We start from the raw sequence: 15,506 nt of genomic DNA on the forward strand, positions 1-15,506 counted from the left end.
GTCTCCACCGCCGTCACCGACTCCGTCCCGGTTGCGGCCGCACCGGGCGTGCCACCCGGCACCTGACCGTCCTTGCCGCCGGCCTTGCCCATGGGCAACCTCACCGGCGTCGTCTTCCAGATCTCGCGCGCGTACTCGGCAATGGTGCGGTCCGACGAGAACGGCCCCATGCCGGCGACGTTGAGGATGGCCTTGCGCGTCCAGGCATCGCGGTCGCGGTAGAGCGCGTCCACCTTGTCCTGCGCGTCCATGTAGCTGCGGTAGTCGGCCAGCAGCATGTAGTGGTCGCCCCAGTTCACCAGCGTGTCGAAGAGCTGGCGGTAGCGGCCGGGCTCCTCGGGGCTGAAGTCGCCGTCGCGCAGCGCGTCCAGCGCGCGCTTGAGCTCGGCATCGCCTTCGTAGAACTCGCGCGGGTGGTAGCCGCGCGCGCGCAGCGCCTGCACCTCGGCCGTGGTGTTGCCGAAAATGAAGATGTTGTCCTCGCCCACGTTCTGCTGGATCTCGATGTTGGCGCCGTCCAGCGTGCCGATCGTCAGCGCGCCGTTGAGCGCGAACTTCATGTTGCCGGTGCCGGAGGCCTCGGTGCCGGCGGTCGAGATCTGCTCGGAGAGATCGGCGGCGGGGATGATCACCTCGGCCAGGCTCACCGAGTAGTTGGGCAGGAACACCACCTTGAGCCGGCCGCGCGTGCGCGGGTCGGCATTGATGATGCGCGCCACGTCGTTGGCCAAGTGGATGATCTGCTTGGCCACGTGGTAGGCGCTGGCCGCCTTGCCCGCGAAGATCACCACGCGCGGCACCCAGTCGCGCTCCGGCTCGTCCACCATGCGGTGGTAGCGCGTGATCACGCCCAAGAGGTTGAGCAACTGGCGCTTGTACTCGTGGATGCGCTTGACCTGCACGTCGAAGAGCGCGTCCGGGTCCAGCTCCAGCTTCAACTGCGGCAGGTGCGTGGCGATCCACTGCGCCAGCCGCTCCTTGTTGTGGCGCTTGGCCAGCGCAAAGGCCTGGACAAAGGCGGGCTGCTCGGCCATCTTGCGCAGCACGCCGAGCTGGTCCAGCTCGCGCCGCCAGCCGCGGCCCAGGCGGCCGTCCAGCAGCGCGGCCAGGCGCGGGTTGGCCTGCGCCAGCCAGCGCCGCGGCGTGATGCCGTTGGTCTTGTTGTTGAAGCGTTGCGGCCACAACCGGGCAAAGTCCGCGAAGATGCTTTGCTGCATCAGGTCGGAGTGCAGTTGCGACACGCCGTTGACGCTGTGGCTGGCCACCACGGCAACGTAAGCCATGCGCACGCGGCGCTCGCCGGATTCGTCGATGAGCGACACCCGGCGCAGCAGCTCCACGTCGTGCCCGTGCGCCTCGGTCACGCGCTTGAGGAACTCGGCGTTGATGTCGAAGATGATCTGCAGGTGCCGCGGCAGCACGCGGCCCAGCATGGCCACCGGCCAGGTCTCCAGCGCCTCGTGCATCAGCGTGTGGTTGGTGTAGCTGAAGATGCGCCGCGTGAGGTCCCAGGCCGCCGCCCACGGAATGCCGTGCTCGTCCACCAGCAGCCGCATGAGCTCCGGCACGGCCAGCACCGGGTGGGTGTCGTTCAGGTGGATGCTGACCTTGTCGGGCAGCAGATTGAAATCCTTGTGCGAGCGCAGGAAGCGGTGCACGAGGTCCTGCAGGCTGGCGCTGCAGAAGAAGTACTCCTGGCGCAGGCGCAGCTCGCGGCCGGAGGGCGTGCTGTCGTCCGGGTAGAGCACGCGCGAGACGTTCTCGCTGTGGTTCTTGCGCTCCACGGCGGCGAAGTAGTTGCCCTGGTTGAAGGCGGAGAGGTTCATCTCCTCCGTGGCCAGCGCGCGCCACAGCCGCAGCGTGTTGGTGGCCTGCGTGCCGTAGCCGGGGATGATGGTGTCGTAGGCCATGGCCTCGACGTCCTCGCTGGGCACCCAGCGGCGCTGCATGCCCTGCCCTTCCACGTGGCCGCCGAAGCACACGCGGTAGCGCACCTCGGGCCGCGGAAACTCCCAGGGATTGCCGTGCGAGAGCCAATAGTCCGGCACCTCCACCTGGCGGCCGTCGACGATGGTCTGGCGGAACATGCCGTATTCGTAGCGGATGCCGTAGCCGAAGCCCGGCACGCCCAGCGTGGCCATGCTGTCCAGGAAGCACGCCGCCAGCCGGCCCAAGCCCCCGTTGCCCAGCGCGGCGTCGGGCTCCAGGTCGGCCAGGCTGTCGAAGTCCACCTCGAAGTCGGCCAGCGCCTGCTTGATGGGCGCCATGACCTCCAGCGCCAACAGGGCGTTGGTGAAGGTGCGGCCCACCAGGAACTCGGCCGAGAGGTAGTAGGCGCGCTTGACGTCCTGCTGGTATTGCGCGCGGGTGGTGCGCATCCAGCGCTCCACGAGCTGGTCGCGCACGGCCAGGGCCACGGCATGCAGCCAGTCCTCCTTGCGCGCAGCCACCGGGTCCTTGCCCACGGCGTAGATCAGCTTGTTGGCTATGGCGCGCTTGAAGAACGCGACGTCCTGGTCAGGGTGGTCGTAGGTGAAATCGTCGAGGCTCATCGCCTGATCTCCCGGCTGATCCGTTGGTATGGCTTGAGGTTGGAGAGCTAGGCGGCGAGCGCACGGTACAGGGCCAGGTACTGCTCGGCCGCGTCGTCCCACCCGAAGTGTTGCGCCATCGCCCTCTTCTGTACGGTTTTCCAGTCGCTTTGCCGCGCAAATAGCGCAAACGCGCGTCGAAGTGCACGCAGCATGTCCCCGGCATCGAAGGTCTCGAACACGAAGCCCGTGGCTTTGTACTCGGCGAGGTTCTCCAGCGAGCAGTCCACCACCGTGTCGGCCAGGCCACCCACGCGCCGCACCAGCGGCAGCGCGCCGTAGCGCAGGCCGTAGAGCTGCGTGAGCCCGCAGGGCTCGTACAGCGAGGGCACGAGGATGACGTCGCTGCCGGCGAAGATGCGGTGCGCCAGCGCCTCGTCGTAGCCCACGCGTATGGCCACGGCCTCCGGGTGTGCCGCCGCGGCCTCGCGCAACGCGGCCTCGATGGCCGCGTCGCCCGACCCCAGCGTGACGAGCTGCCCGCCGCGCTTGACCAGCTCCGGCAGCAGCGCCACCAGCAGCGGCAAGCCCTTTTGCTCGGCCAGGCGGCTGACCATGCCGAACACCGGGCCGGGCCGCACCTCCAGGCCCATTTCCTTTTGCAGCGCGGTGCGGCAATGCGCCTTGCCGGCCATCTTGGACGCGTCGTAACGGCGGGCAATGTTGAGGTCGGCGGCCGGGTCCCACACGGCGCGGTCCACGCCGTTGAGGATGCCGGAAAGCTGCCCCTGCGAGGCGCGCCAGCGCAGCAGGCCCTCCAGCCCGCAGCCCTGCTCCGGCGTCTGAATCTCGCGCGCGTAGCTTGGGCTCACCGTGGTGACGTGGTCCGCGTAGAACAGCCCCGCCTTCATGAACGAGATCTGGCCGTGGAACTCCACGCCCTCCACCCCGAAGGCCGAAGGCGGCAAGCCCAACTCCGCCAGATGCTGCGGCGCACACAAGCCCTGGTAGGCCAGGTTGTGCACGGTATAGACCGTGCGCACGGGCGGCCAGTGCGGGCTCAGCGCGATGTAGGCATTGGCCAGCGCGGCGTGCCAGTCATGGCTGTGGACGACCTGCGGCGCCCACCAGCCGTCCAGCCCTTCGGCCAGCCGCGCCGCGGCAAAGCCCAGCAGCGCGAAGCGCCGGTGGTTGTCGGCATAGGGCCAGCCGTCGTCCTGCTGGTAGGGGTTGCCGGGGCGGTCGTAGAGCGCGGGAGCGTCCACCACGTAGGCCGGCAGCCCGTCCAGCGCTGGCAACTGTCCGAACAGCAACCGCGCCGGCTCGCCCCAGGGCGCGTGGAACTCCGCCACGGTGGCGGCGTTGCTTAAACCCTGCAGCAGTGCCGGGAAGCCCGGCAGCAGCACGCGGACCTCGGCACCGGCACGCGCCAGGGCGCCGGGCAGCGCGCCGGCGACGTCCGCCAGCCCGCCGGTCTTGAGCAGGGGAAAGATCTCGGCGCTGACTTGCAGTACCCGCATCACAGCCGCGCCAACATCTCGCGCGTGACCAGCACCACGCCGCCCTCGCTGCGCTCGAAGCGCTCGGCGTCCAGCGCCGCGTCCTCGCCAATCACCATGCCGGCTGGGATGACGCAGCCGCGGTCGATCACCACCCGCTTGAGCACGCAACCACGCTCCACCGTCACGCCAGGGAGAATCACCGCCTCGTCGACGTGGCAGAAGGAGTGGATGCGCACGTTGGAGAACAGCACCGAGTTGCTCAGGTGCGAGCCGCTGATGATGCAGCCGCCGGAGACCATGGTGTTGACGGTCAGGCCGTGGTGCCCGTCGTTGTCGGGGATGAACTTGGCCGGCGGCAACTGGCGCTGGTAGGTCGAGATGGGCCAGTCCTCGTCGTAGATGTCGAGCTCCGGCGAGATGCGGGACAAGTCAAGGTTGGCGTCGAAGAAGGCGTCGATCGTGCCCACGTCGCGCCAGTAGGGCTCGCCGCTGCCGCGGTTGCGAACACAACTCATGGAGAAGGGGTGCGCCAGCGCGCGGCCCTCGGCCACGGTGCGCGGGATGATGTCCTTGCCGAAGTCCAGGCTGGACTCGGGCCTGGCCATCTCCTCCTCCAGCAGCCGGTACAGGTAGTCGGCGTTGAAGATGTAGATGCCCATGCTGGCCAGCGAGGTGGTCTCGCTGCCGGGCATGGTGGGCGGGTCCTGGGGCTTTTCGACGAAGCTGGTGATGCGCCGCTCGCCATCCACCGCCATCACGCCGAAGGCGCTGGCCTCTTCCTTGGGCACTTCTATGCAGCCCACGGTGCAGCCCGCGCCGCTGGCGACGTGATCGCGCAGCATGATGGAGTAGTCCATCTTGTAGATGTGGTCCCCTGCCAGCACCACGATGTACTCGGGCTTGCCCGAGATGATGATGTCCAGGTTCTGATAGACCGCGTCGGCCGTGCCGCGGTACCAGTACTCCTCGTTGACGCGCTGCTGCGCGGGCATGAGGTCCAGCATCTCGTTCATCTCGCCGCGCAAGAAACTCCAGCCGCGCTGCAGGTGGCGCAGCAGCGAGTGCGACTTGTACTGCGTGATCACGCCGATGCGCCGTATGCCGGAGTTGATGCAGTTGGACAGCGCAAAGTCGATGATGCGGAACTTGCCCCCGAAATAGACCGCGGGCTTGGCGCGGCGGTCGGTGAGCTGCTTGAGCCGCGAGCCTCGTCCGCCCGCGAGCACCAGCGCAATCGTCTTGCGCACCAGTTGGGCCGAATGCAGCGGCCGGTCCATGGAACTTGTCACCTCGGTCCTCATACTGCTGATGTCCAGTTGTAATGGAGTTACCGCCGAGGCGGCAGGGGACTGGACCTGTCCCTGGCCGATGGTTCGCAAGCTTCGTGCCGTCGTTGCGCAGGCCACCAGCCGGTCCGTCAGCCCAGTATGCGCCATTGTGGGGCGTGCCCCGGCAGGCCCTATTGCGTCAAGCCAACAAGGTGTGAGCACCGCCGCGCTCGGCCACCCACAGGCAGTGCGCGGGCAGCACGCAGTCTTCGCCCAGCACGGAGGCGATCAGGTCCACGTCGCTGCGCAGCACCAGGCGCCAGGGCCCGCCCTCGGCGGCCGGCAAGGTGAAGCGGTGCGGCGTGGTGTCGGGGTTGAACAGCAGCAGCAGCTCGCAGCCCGCGCCGCCGTCCGGCAGCCATGCGGCAAAGGCGCGCTTGTCCACGCGCTCCCAGTCCTGCGGCGAGAGCGCGTCGCCGTCCGGGTGCAGCCAGCACACTTCGGTGTCGCTGAGCCAGCGGTCCTGCCGCAGCCGCGCGTGGCGGCGGCGCAGGGCCAGGCAGCGGGCCACGTAGTCGGCCAGGCCGGCTTCGGCGTGTTCCCAGTCCAGCCAGGTGATGTCATTGTCCTGGCAGTAGGCGTTGTTGTTGCCGCGCTGGCTGTGGCCGATCTCGTCGCCGGCCAGCAGCATGGGCGTGCCCAGCGACAGCGCCAGCGTGGCCAGCAGCGCGCGGCGCAGCCGCAGCCGCAGCGCCAGCACGGCGGGGTCGTCGCTCTCGCCTTCCACGCCCGCATTGGTGCTGAGGTTGTGCGCGTGGCCGTCGCGGTTGTGCTCGCCGTTGGCCAAGTTGTGGCGCTGGCGGTAACTCACCAGATCACGCAGGTTGAACCCGTCGTGCGCCGTCATGAAATTGACGCCGGCCAGCGGCCCGCGCGCACCGTGGCGGAACACCTCGCTGGAGCCGGCCAGCGCGTGCACGAAGCCGCCGCGCGCCACGCCGCTGGTGAGCCACCAGGCACGCGCGCCGTCGCGAAAGCGGTCGTTCCACTCCTGCCACGGCGCGGGGAACTGGCCCAGCCGGTAGCCGCCCGGCCCAATGTCCCAGGGCTCTGCAATCAACTTGACGCGCGAGAGCACCGGGTCCTGCGCCACGGCGGCGAAGAACGCGGCGTGCGGTGAAAAGCCTTGTGCGTCGCGGCCCAACGCGGGCGCGAGGTCGAAGCGGAAGCCGTCCACCCCCATGTGCCGCACCCACCATCGCAGCGCGTCCATCACCAGGCGCAGCACCGACGGTTCGGCCAGGTTGAGCACGTTGCCGCAGCCGCTCCAGTTCTCGTAATGCGCCGCGTCGCCCGGCCGCAGGTGGTGGTAGAGGCGATTGGCGATGCCGCGCAGGCTCAGCGTTGGGCCGTGCTCGTCCAGCTCGGCGCTGTGGTTGAACACCACGTCCACCAGCACTTCGAAGCCCGCGGCGTGCAGCGCATCGACCATCTCGCGGCACTCGGCCAGTGCGCTCGCGCCGGCCCGCGCGCTGGCGTAGCGCGCCTCCGGCGCGAACCAGGCGATGGGGCTGTAGCCCCAGTAGTTGGACAGCCCAAGCTTGAGCAGCCGCGCCTCGTCGGCGCGGTGCGCCAGCGGCATGAGGCTCAGCGTGGTCACGCCCAAGCGGCGCAGGTGATCGACGAAGGCCGGATGCGACACGCCCAGGTAGCTGCCGCGCAGCTCGGCCGGCACCCCGGGGTGGCGCATGGTGGCGCCGCGCACGTGCAGCTCGTAAAGCACGGCGTCGGCCGGCGCCACGTGCACGTGCGCGCCGTCGGCCACGGGCGGCGGCTCGGCCACCACGCGCGCCTTGAGCGCCACGGCGGCGTTGTCACGCCCGTCCGGCCGGTGGGGATGCGCGGGGTCGTGCCCCAGAAAAAGGTCGCTGCCGTCGTAGCGGCCGACGACTTCGCGCGCGTAGGGGTCCAGCAGCACCTTGGCCGGGTTGAAGCGGTGGCCGTGCGCCAGGCTCCAGGGCCCATGGACCCGCAGCCCGTAGACCAGGCCCACGCCGGCGCCGGGCAGGCATCCGTGCCAGATGCCGTGGGTGTTGGCGGGCAGCGCCAGCCGCACCAGCTCGGTGCAGCCTTGGTCGTCAAACAGGCACAGCTCGACGCCCGTCGCGTCCGGCGCGACCACGGCGAAGTTCACGCCGCCTTCAGTCGGCGTGGCGCCCAAGGGCCAGGGCCGGCCCGCGCCCAGCGCGGGCGGGGTGCAGGCGGGCGGGCTCACGGCGCGGGCGCCCACAGTTGCGTGGCCAGCGGCGCGATGTCCATGGCGATGGAAAACGGCAGCCCGTCGCAGGGCACGGCCTCGGCCACGCGCTCGCCGTTGGCCACGCCGCTGCCGCCGTAGACGGCCAGGTCGGTGTTGATGACCTCGCGCCAGGTGCCCGCACAGGGCACGCCCAGGCGCCAGCCGTGGCGGACCACGGGCGTGAAGTTGGCCACCGCCACCACCACGCCGCCCTGGTCGTCCCGGCGCTGGAAGGCGAAGACGGCGTGCTCCTTGTCGTGGTGGCGAATCCACTCGAAGCCGCAGGGGTCCACGTCACGCCGGTGCAGTGCGCCGAAGTGGCGGACCACGGCGTTGAGGTCGCGCACCAGGCGCTGCACGCCGGCGTGGCGCGCGGCATTGGGGCCGTGCTCCAGCAGGTGCCAGTCCAGGCTGCCTTCGAAATTCCACTCGCGCTCCTGGGCGATCTCGCCGCCCATGAACAGCAGCTTCTTGCCCGGGTGCGCCCACATCCAGCCGTAGCCCGCGCGCAGGTTGGCGAATCGCTGCCAGTCGTCGCCCGGCATGCGGCCCAGCAGGGAGCGCTTGCCGTGCACCACTTCGTCGTGCGAGAGCGGCAATATGAAATTCTCGTTCCACGCGTACATGAAGCCGAAGCGCAACTGGTCGTGGTGCCAGGGCCTGTGCACGCTCTCGCGGCCGAGGTAGCTCAGGGTGTCGTGCATCCAGCCCATGTTCCACTTGTAGTGAAAGCCCAGGCCGTGCAGGGCGTCGCCGCCCGGCGGGCGGCTCACGCCCGGCCAGGCGGTGGACTCCTCGGCGATGGTCACGGCGCCCGGCCGCTCGGTGCCCACCACGTGGTTCATGCGGCGCAGGAACTCCACGGCTTCCAGGTTCTCGCGCCCGCCGTGGCGGTTGGGCAGCCACTCCCCTTGGGCACGGCTGTAGTCGCGGTAGAGCATGGAGGCCACGGCGTCCACGCGCAGCCCGTCCACGCCGAAGCGCTCCAGCCAGTACAGGGCGTTGCCGATCAGGAAATTGCTGACCTCGGCGCGGCCGAAGTTGTAGATGAGCGTGTTCCAGTCGGGATGGAAGCCCTCGCGCGGGTCGGCGTGCTCGAAGAGGTGCGTGCCGTCGAAGCGCGCCAGCGCAAAGGCGTCGGTGGGGAAGTGGCCCGGCACCCAGTCCAGGATCACGCCCAGCCCCGCCTCGTGCGCGGCGTCCACGAAGAACTTGAAGTCCTGCGGCGAGCCGAAGCGCGAGGTGGGCGCGTACAGCCCCGTGGGCTGGTAGCCCCAGGAGCCGTCGAAGGGGTGCTCGTGCACCGGCAGCAGCTCCAGGTGCGTGAACCCCAGTCCGGCGGCGTAGGGAACGAGCTCGCGGGCCAGCTCGCGGTAGGTGAGCCAGCGCCCGCCGTCGGCGCGGCGCCAAGAGCCCAGGTGCACCTCGTAGATGCTCATGGGCGCGTCGAAGGCATTGGCCGCGGCGCGCGCGGGTGAGACGGGCGCGGCCGGCGGCGGCGCGGCCACGCGCGAGGCCGTGCCCGGGCGCAGCTCGGCGGCGAAGGCGTAGGGGTCGGCGCGCAGCACGACCGCGCCTTGCGCATCCAGCAGCTCGAACTTGTAGAGCGCGCCCTCGGCCACGGCCGGGATGAAGAGCTCCCACACGCCGCACTCGCGGCGCAGCCGCATGGGGTGGCGGCGGCCGTCCCAGTGGTTGAACTCGCCCACCACCGACACGCGGCGCGCGTTGGGCGCCCACACGGCAAAGCGCACGCCCTGCACGCCATCCACCACCACGGGATGCGCGCCCAGCGCCTGGAAGGGCCGCTGGTGCGTGCCCTCGGCCAGCAGCCACAGGTCCAGCTCGCCCAACAGCGGCGCGAAGCGGTAGGGGTCGTCCAGCTCGGACTGCGCCGAGCCCCAGTCCACGCGCCAGCGGTAGGCAAAGCGCTCCGTCGGCCCCACCACCGTGCCCTCGAACAGCTCACTGCCGGGAATGCGCTGCAGCTCGGCCAGCGCCCGCCCGTCCTCTGCGGCCACGGCCCACACGCGCTGCGCGCCGGGCAGGAGCGCGCGCAACCACCAGGCGCCGTCCTCATCCGGCCCCTGCAGGCCCAGCACGGCAAAGGGGTCGCCATGGTCGGCGCGCATGAGGGACTGGACGGTGGCGGCGGGGAGCATCCGGGGGTTCCTTCTGGTTGGACGGCAGCGGCCTGGCGGCCTGCGGTCACTGTAACTGGCGGCGGCAGCGCCCTGCGCCGCGGCCCGGCGCAGCTTCAGCGGTAGAAGGCGTAGCCCACGGCGACGGCGCCCACCAGCCCCACCGCGTCCGCGATCAGCCCGCAGGCCAGCGCGTGGCGCGTCTTCCTGATGTCCACGCTGCCGAAGTACACGGCCAGCACATAGAAGGTGGTCTCGGTCGAGCCCTGGATGATGGACGCCAGCCGGCCCTCGAAGGAGTTCACGCCGTAGGTCTTGAGCACGTCCACCATCAGCCCGCGCGCGCCGCTGCCGGAGAGCGTCTTCATCAGGCCCACGGGCAGCGCCGGAACAAAACGGGTGTCCAGCCCCAGTGCGGCCACGGCGGCGGCGATGAGCCGGATCAGCGCGTCCATGCCGCCCGTGGTGCGGAAGATGGAGATGGCCACCAGCATGGCGATGAGGTAGGGAATGATGCGCACCGCCACGTCAAACCCCTCGCGCGCGCCCTCGACGAAGCACTCGTAGACGTTGATGCGCCGCCAGGCCCCCGCGGCCACGAACAGGGCGATCACCGACACCACCGCCCCGCTGCCCAAGAGTCCCACCAGCTCCGCCATGCGCGCGGGCGGATAGGTGCTCAGCCACGCGTACAGCGCGCCCGTGAGCCCCATGAAGCCGGCGAAGAACAGCAGCACCGGCGCGCACAGCAAATTGATGCGCTGCCAAGCCGCCACCGCCACCAGCCCCGCCGTGAAGGAGATGAAGGTGGCCAGCAGCGTGGGCAGGAAGATGTCCGCGCCGTTGAAGCCCGTAAAACCCTGCTCGACGGCGATGGCCTGGCGCAGCGCGATGACCGACGTGGGGATGAGCGTGATGCCGGCGGTGTTGAGCACCAGGAAGGTCACCATGGCGTCGCTGGCCGTGTCCTTGCGCGGGTTGAGCGCCTGCAGCTCGCGCATGGCCTTCAGGCCCAGCGGCGTGGCCGCGTTGTCCAGCCCAAGCATGTTGGCGCTGAAGTTCATGACCATGCTGCCGGCGGCCGGGTGGCCGCGGGGCACGCCGGGGAAGAGGCGGTCGAAGAAGGGGGCCAGGGCGCGGGCGAAGAGCTGGATCACCCCGGCCTGCTCGCCTATGCGCATCACGCCCAGCCACAAGCTCATCACCCCCACCAGGCCCAGCGAGATGTCGAAGCCCGTCTTGGCCGTGTCGAAGATGCCAGCCATGACGCGGCCGAACACGCCCACGTCGCCCAGCGCCAGCTGCACCAGCGCCGCGCCGAAGCCCAGGAGGATGAAGGCGACCCAGACGTGGTTGAGGATCATCGGTACGGCAGGCGCGGCAGGCTGTTCTACGAAAGGCGGCGCAGCATACGCGACGCTTCACGCACGCCTGCCGCCACGCGCCATGGCGGCGGCGCGCGCGGTGCGGCGTCCCGTCAGCTCGCGGCGCGGTAGACGCTGATGGCGTCGGCCAGGCGCTGCGCGCGGCGGTCCAGCGATTTCGCGGCGGCTGCGCTCTCCTCCACCAGTGCGGCATTGCGCTGGGTGGTGTCGTCCAGCTCGGCGATGGCCATGTGCACCTGCGCCACGCCCTCGCCCTGCTGCTGCGAGGCTTGCGAGATCTCCGACACCAGCGAGGTGACGTGGCGCACCTGGTCGATGATGTGCTGGATGGTCTCGCCGGCCTGCGCCACGTGCTTGTTGCCCGCGTCCACGCGCTGCACGGATTCCTCTATGAGCGACTTGATCTCGCGTGCGGCCGTGGCCGAGCGCTGCGCCAGGGCGCGCACCTCGGAGGCCACCACGGCAAAGCCGCGCCCGGCCTCGCCCGCGCGGGCGGCTTCCACCGCGGCGTTGAGCGCGAGGATGTTGGTCTGGAAGGCGATGCCGTCGATCACGCCGCTGATGTCGGCAATGCGCGCGCTGTGCGACTGGATGTCGCCCATCTGCGCACGCACCTCGTGCATGACCGCACCACCCTTGGAGGCCGCCTCGGAGGCCTGCTCGGCCAGGGTGCGCGCCTGGTCGGACGTGGCCGAGTTCTGCTGCACGGTCTGCGTGATCTGGTGCATGGAAGCGGCCGTCTCCTGCAGGCTGGCCGCGGTCTGCTCCGTGCGGCCGCTGAGGTCGATGCTGCCGGAGGCGATCTGGCGGCTGGCCGAGGCCACGCCGTGGGTCTGCTCGGCCACGTCGTCCACCAGCGCGCGCAGGTTCAGCCCGGCCTGGTTGACCGCGCGCATGAGCAGGCCGATCTCGTCGATCCGGTTGAACGCCAGCCCCGGTCCGGCCTCGCCGCTGGCCACGCGGTTGGCGTGATCCAGAATGCGCTGCACCGGCGACACGATCTGCTGGCCGAGGAACAGGCTGCCCAACAGCACCGCCACGAGCCACGCACCCACCACGCCCGCCCATTGCAGCGGCGTGGAGGCCGCCAGCAGCGCCGGCACCGCGGCCACGGCGCCGGTGGCGCCCAGCCCAAGGGCCACGCGCACGCGCAGCGACATGAGCTGGAACAGCGACAGCGGCTTGCGCCAGCCCGTGCGCACCACCAGCCCGCGGTGCACGCGGCGCCCGTTGGCGCGGTCCTCGCGCAGGTCGGCATACAAGGTCTCGGCCGCGCGCACCTGCTCCGGCGTGGCCGGCGTGCGCACCGACATGTAGCCCACCACGCGCCCGTTGCGGCGCATGGGCGTGGCGTTGGCCAGCACCCAGTAGTGGTCGCCGTTCTTGCGCCGGTTCTTGACCGGCGCCGTCCAGGACAACCCGGCCTTGAGCGTGTCCCACATGTCGGCAAAGGCCGCGCCGGGCATGTCGGGGTGGCGCACCAAGTTGTGCGGCTGGCCCATCAGCTCGTCATGGTCGAACCCGGCAGCCTGTATGAAGGCGGCATTGGCGTAGCTGATACGGCTTTCCACGTCGGTCGTGGACATCAGCGTCACATCGGCAGGCAGCGGGTATTCACGGCCGGTCACGGAAAGGTTGGTTCTCATGGCAATCCTATGCAGGCAACGCTTTAAATTTTCGGCAGGCGAAGAAAGATGGGGGCTCCGCCATCGATACAAGAAAATTCCACTTCAATCCCCGTGCATCACAATTAACCTGGCTGCGCTTCCCAATCGGCCGACAATTTACCGATCAGGAATAAAAAGGCGGCAGGGTTGCGCACAGAATCGGAGTAATTCAACTCTCGATCTTCACGGGCAGGAGAATTTACTCGTCCCTTCCCTGACCAGCGAAAACGCCAGGTTGAGAGTTATCAAAAAATTCTTGAATTCGAATTGAAATTGGATCAAAAATTACACCCGCGTCATCTGAAGCGGTGATTTTGTTTTGCCTAATCATCATCGGCAAATACCTCTTAGTCAGTGAAAACCATATATCGGCGCAAAATAGTCATCAATGTCGCCAGAAATTCACGACTGATCAAGAAGATATATCTGACGGCACGCTGACAAAAGAAACATCACCTGTGCGTGAAGGCAGACCTTGCGAGGGCCAACACAAGCACGTGAGTTCTTTTGTCGCTTTGATGACACGCAACATGGCGTAAGCAAAATGCGTGACAGGCTCACTGCCTGGCTTCAAAGAGCGTCTTGAAGCGGCAGGAATGCACGGTGCGGAGGCAACCGTGGGAAAACGGAGGCTTCGGACGGAACCGTCCCGCGGCGCAGGCGCTCGCGGCTCAGGACAACTTGTCGCGCCGCGCCTTGCGCCGGAAAGCCTTGGCCACGAGGCGGTGGCCGACCACGTCCCTGCGGATCTGCGCGCGCTCGGATTCGATGATGAGCAGCGCCTGCACGCCGTGGCGGGCCGCTACGGACTTGAGTGCGTGCAGGGCCAGGCCGGCATCGTCGGCACCCTGGACCGACGGGACCGCATTCGAATTGAAGATGGCCAGCGGCCCGGGCAGGCGCAGGCCATTGACCTGCTCCAGCACATCGACGTCCGAGTCGTTGTGGCCCTGCGCCTCTATCAGGCCCACGGGCTCCATCTCGGCCGGGTCTTCCTTGTCCAGGATGCGAACCTCCGACACCGCGATGGGCGCATGCCCCTCGCCGTCGAACGAGGTGTAGCGCGCCTCCGAGACGTCGGCCCGCGCCCCCAGCGCGGCCACCGCCAGCAAGGCGCCCAGCAGCGCGTTTCGAACCAACCCTCGGGACATGCGCAATCCGACGAATTCCGTTTTCGTTGTCCAAGCCCGCCCCGGCTGGAGGCGGGCAGCGGCCCCTCATCGACACAATGACGAAACACTTAAGGGCCCGGCCCAAAAAAGTGCGGTGGGCGCCCGGCCCGCTCAAGCCCGCTCGGCCAAGGCGGCCAACAGGTCACGCGGATGCAGCATGGCCTCGCGCGCGTCCCGGGCCAGCCCGTACTGCGCCAACGCCGTACGCAGCCGCGGCACCGTGAAAAGCGCCTCCCAGGCCGGCGCCAGCGCCTGCTCGTGCGCTTGGGCGCCGCTGGACAGCGCCGCGGCAAAGCCCAGGCTGGCGGGCTCGGCCAGCAGCACGGCCTTGGCGGCCGCGTCCAGCCAGCGCGGCGCCGCCTCGGCCGGCGCCGTGCAGCAATAAAGGGCGCGCGGCGGCAGGCCGGCCGGCGGCGGCTGCAACTGCCGCAGGGAGCGGCCGCTGAGCCACACCTCGCCGGCAGCGCCGGCAAAGGCATGGCGCTGGTCCTCGGCCGCCAGCGCCAGACGCCGCAGGCCGCGCCGCAGCCGCGGCAAGTCGGTGGTGGCAGCGGCGGCGCAGGCCTTGACTTCGGCCAGCAGCACCACGTCCAGCGCATCGGCGCCTGGCGCGGCGCGCAGCAGCGCCACATCCCATTCGTCCTTGGCGCCCTGCACGTCGCCCGCCAGGCTCCCCGGCGTATGCAGGCCCTGGGCGACGCTGTAGGCGCCGGCCTCCCCCGGCTGGCGGTTGAGCAGCGTGGCCACCTCGCCGAAAGCCTGCACGGTGGCGTCTTCGGCCGCCGCGCCCAAGCGCGCCGCGGCGCGGCCCGTGGCCGCGGCGGCCTGGCTGCCGGCCTGCGGGCCGCGCTGGCCACACAGCGCGCGGTAGCGCTGCACGCTGTCCAGCGCCAGCAGCGCGACGCCCTGGCGCAGGCGCTGCAAGGCGGGCAGCGCCGCCAAGGCAGGCAAAGCGGCGGCAAGGTCAGGCGCATCACGTGCGTCCGGTGCGTCCGGCCAGGCCGGCGGATGTTGCGCCAGCGACTGGGCGGCGTGGGCCAGCGCCGCCCAGTCGCCGGCCTGGACCAGGCCGTACAGCGGCCTTAACGCCTCGCGCGCGGCCGAAGGCGGCAGCCGCTCCAGGCGGGCCGGGTGGGCGATGGCCGACACGGCGGCGCGCACGGCGCGCGTGTCCGCCTTGGCCTGCGCCTGCAGCGCGGCATAGGTTTCGACGTCCGGCGTGCGGGCGCGCAGGGCCTGAGCCTGGAAAGCCGGATCGCCACCCTCGGCGCGCAGCGCCGTGCGTATCACCTCGGCCAGCGCCCACAGGAAGAGCTCGCGCACGGCCTGCGGCGCGGCGCGGCCGGCGTCGGCCGCCATGCACGCCTGCTCCAGCGCGAAGGCCAGCGCCGCGTCCACGCCGGCCTCCCGCGCCGCCCGCACGTCGGCCGGCAGCGGCGGCATGCGGTAGGGGCGCGGCGCGGCGCGCAGGGCTTCAAGCAGCAGCGGGGGGAGGCAGTCCGGCGTCATGCGGCCATTGTTGGCGCTGCCGCGCCGCCACT

Annotated in this window: 9 protein-coding genes; all 9 read right to left on the reverse strand. The window is 69.9% G+C overall.

What is annotated here, in order from left to right; all coding sequences use genetic code 11:
- Positions 1-2,552: glycogen/starch/alpha-glucan phosphorylase (locus tag SM757_RS10125; RefSeq protein ID WP_322465362.1), on the reverse strand; the 2,552-nt coding region annotated here is incomplete at its 3' end.
- Positions 2,553-2,599: 47 nt separating this feature from the next.
- Positions 2,600-4,051 carry a glycogen synthase GlgA gene (gene glgA, locus SM757_RS10130; protein ID WP_322465363.1) on the reverse strand — a complete coding sequence of 484 codons (1,452 nt, stop codon included), beginning with the start codon at positions 4,049-4,051 and terminating at the stop codon, positions 2,600-2,602.
- Positions 4,051-5,310, reverse strand: coding sequence for a glucose-1-phosphate adenylyltransferase (gene glgC / locus SM757_RS10135; protein WP_322465364.1), 1,260 nt, complete (start codon positions 5,308-5,310; stop codon positions 4,051-4,053). Before glgC ends, glgA begins: the two co-directional genes overlap by 1 nt.
- 190 nt (positions 5,311-5,500) lie before the next feature.
- Entirely contained in the window at positions 5,501-7,576 is a 2,076-nt protein-coding gene (glgX, locus tag SM757_RS10140; protein WP_322465365.1) for a glycogen debranching protein GlgX, read from the reverse strand.
- Entirely contained in the window at positions 7,573-9,762 is a 2,190-nt protein-coding gene (gene glgB / locus SM757_RS10145; RefSeq protein ID WP_322465366.1) for a 1,4-alpha-glucan branching protein GlgB, read from the reverse strand. The genes glgX and glgB overlap by 4 nt, the downstream gene beginning before the upstream one ends.
- Before the next feature lie 95 nt (positions 9,763-9,857).
- Positions 9,858-11,105 (reverse strand): nucleoside recognition domain-containing protein, encoded by a 1,248-nt coding sequence (locus tag SM757_RS10150; RefSeq protein WP_322465367.1) that lies wholly within the window; start codon positions 11,103-11,105, stop codon positions 9,858-9,860.
- Positions 11,106-11,218: 113 nt separating this feature from the next.
- Positions 11,219-12,772 (reverse strand): methyl-accepting chemotaxis protein, encoded by a 1,554-nt coding sequence (locus SM757_RS10155; protein WP_322465368.1) that lies wholly within the window; start codon positions 12,770-12,772, stop codon positions 11,219-11,221.
- Between the two features lie 692 nt (positions 12,773-13,464).
- The gene (locus SM757_RS10160; RefSeq protein ID WP_322465369.1) at positions 13,465-13,944 is read right to left on the reverse strand and encodes a hypothetical protein; all 480 of its coding nucleotides are present in this window, start codon (positions 13,942-13,944) and stop codon (positions 13,465-13,467) included.
- A 132-nt stretch (positions 13,945-14,076) separates the two neighbouring features.
- On the reverse strand, positions 14,077-15,474 hold the full coding sequence (locus SM757_RS10165; RefSeq protein ID WP_322465370.1) for a hypothetical protein: 1,398 nt from the start codon (positions 15,472-15,474) through the stop codon (positions 14,077-14,079).
- Between the last annotated feature and the right edge of the window lie 32 nt (positions 15,475-15,506).

The sequence above is a fragment of the Azohydromonas lata genome (assembly GCF_034427735.1).
GTDB classification, from domain to species: Bacteria; Pseudomonadota; Gammaproteobacteria; order Burkholderiales; family Burkholderiaceae_C; genus Azohydromonas; species Azohydromonas lata.

What these genes read in the sequence shown, in the direction of transcription:
- glgC (WP_322465364.1), bottom strand. Translation starts at nt 5,310, where the DNA reads ATGGACCGGCCGCTGCATTCGGCCCAACTGGTGCGCAAGACGATTGCG.
- SM757_RS10165 (WP_322465370.1), bottom strand. Translation starts at nt 15,474, where the DNA reads ATGACGCCGGACTGCCTCCCCCCGCTGCTGCTTGAAGCCCTGCGCGCC.
- glgA (WP_322465363.1), bottom strand. Translation starts at nt 4,051, where the DNA reads ATGCGGGTACTGCAAGTCAGCGCCGAGATCTTTCCCCTGCTCAAGACC.
- glgB (WP_322465366.1), bottom strand. Translation starts at nt 9,762, where the DNA reads ATGCTCCCCGCCGCCACCGTCCAGTCCCTCATGCGCGCCGACCATGGC.
- SM757_RS10155 (WP_322465368.1), bottom strand. Translation starts at nt 12,772, where the DNA reads ATGAGAACCAACCTTTCCGTGACCGGCCGTGAATACCCGCTGCCTGCC.
- SM757_RS10160 (WP_322465369.1), bottom strand. Translation starts at nt 13,944, where the DNA reads ATGTCCCGAGGGTTGGTTCGAAACGCGCTGCTGGGCGCCTTGCTGGCG.
- SM757_RS10150 (WP_322465367.1), bottom strand. Translation starts at nt 11,105, where the DNA reads ATGATCCTCAACCACGTCTGGGTCGCCTTCATCCTCCTGGGCTTCGGC.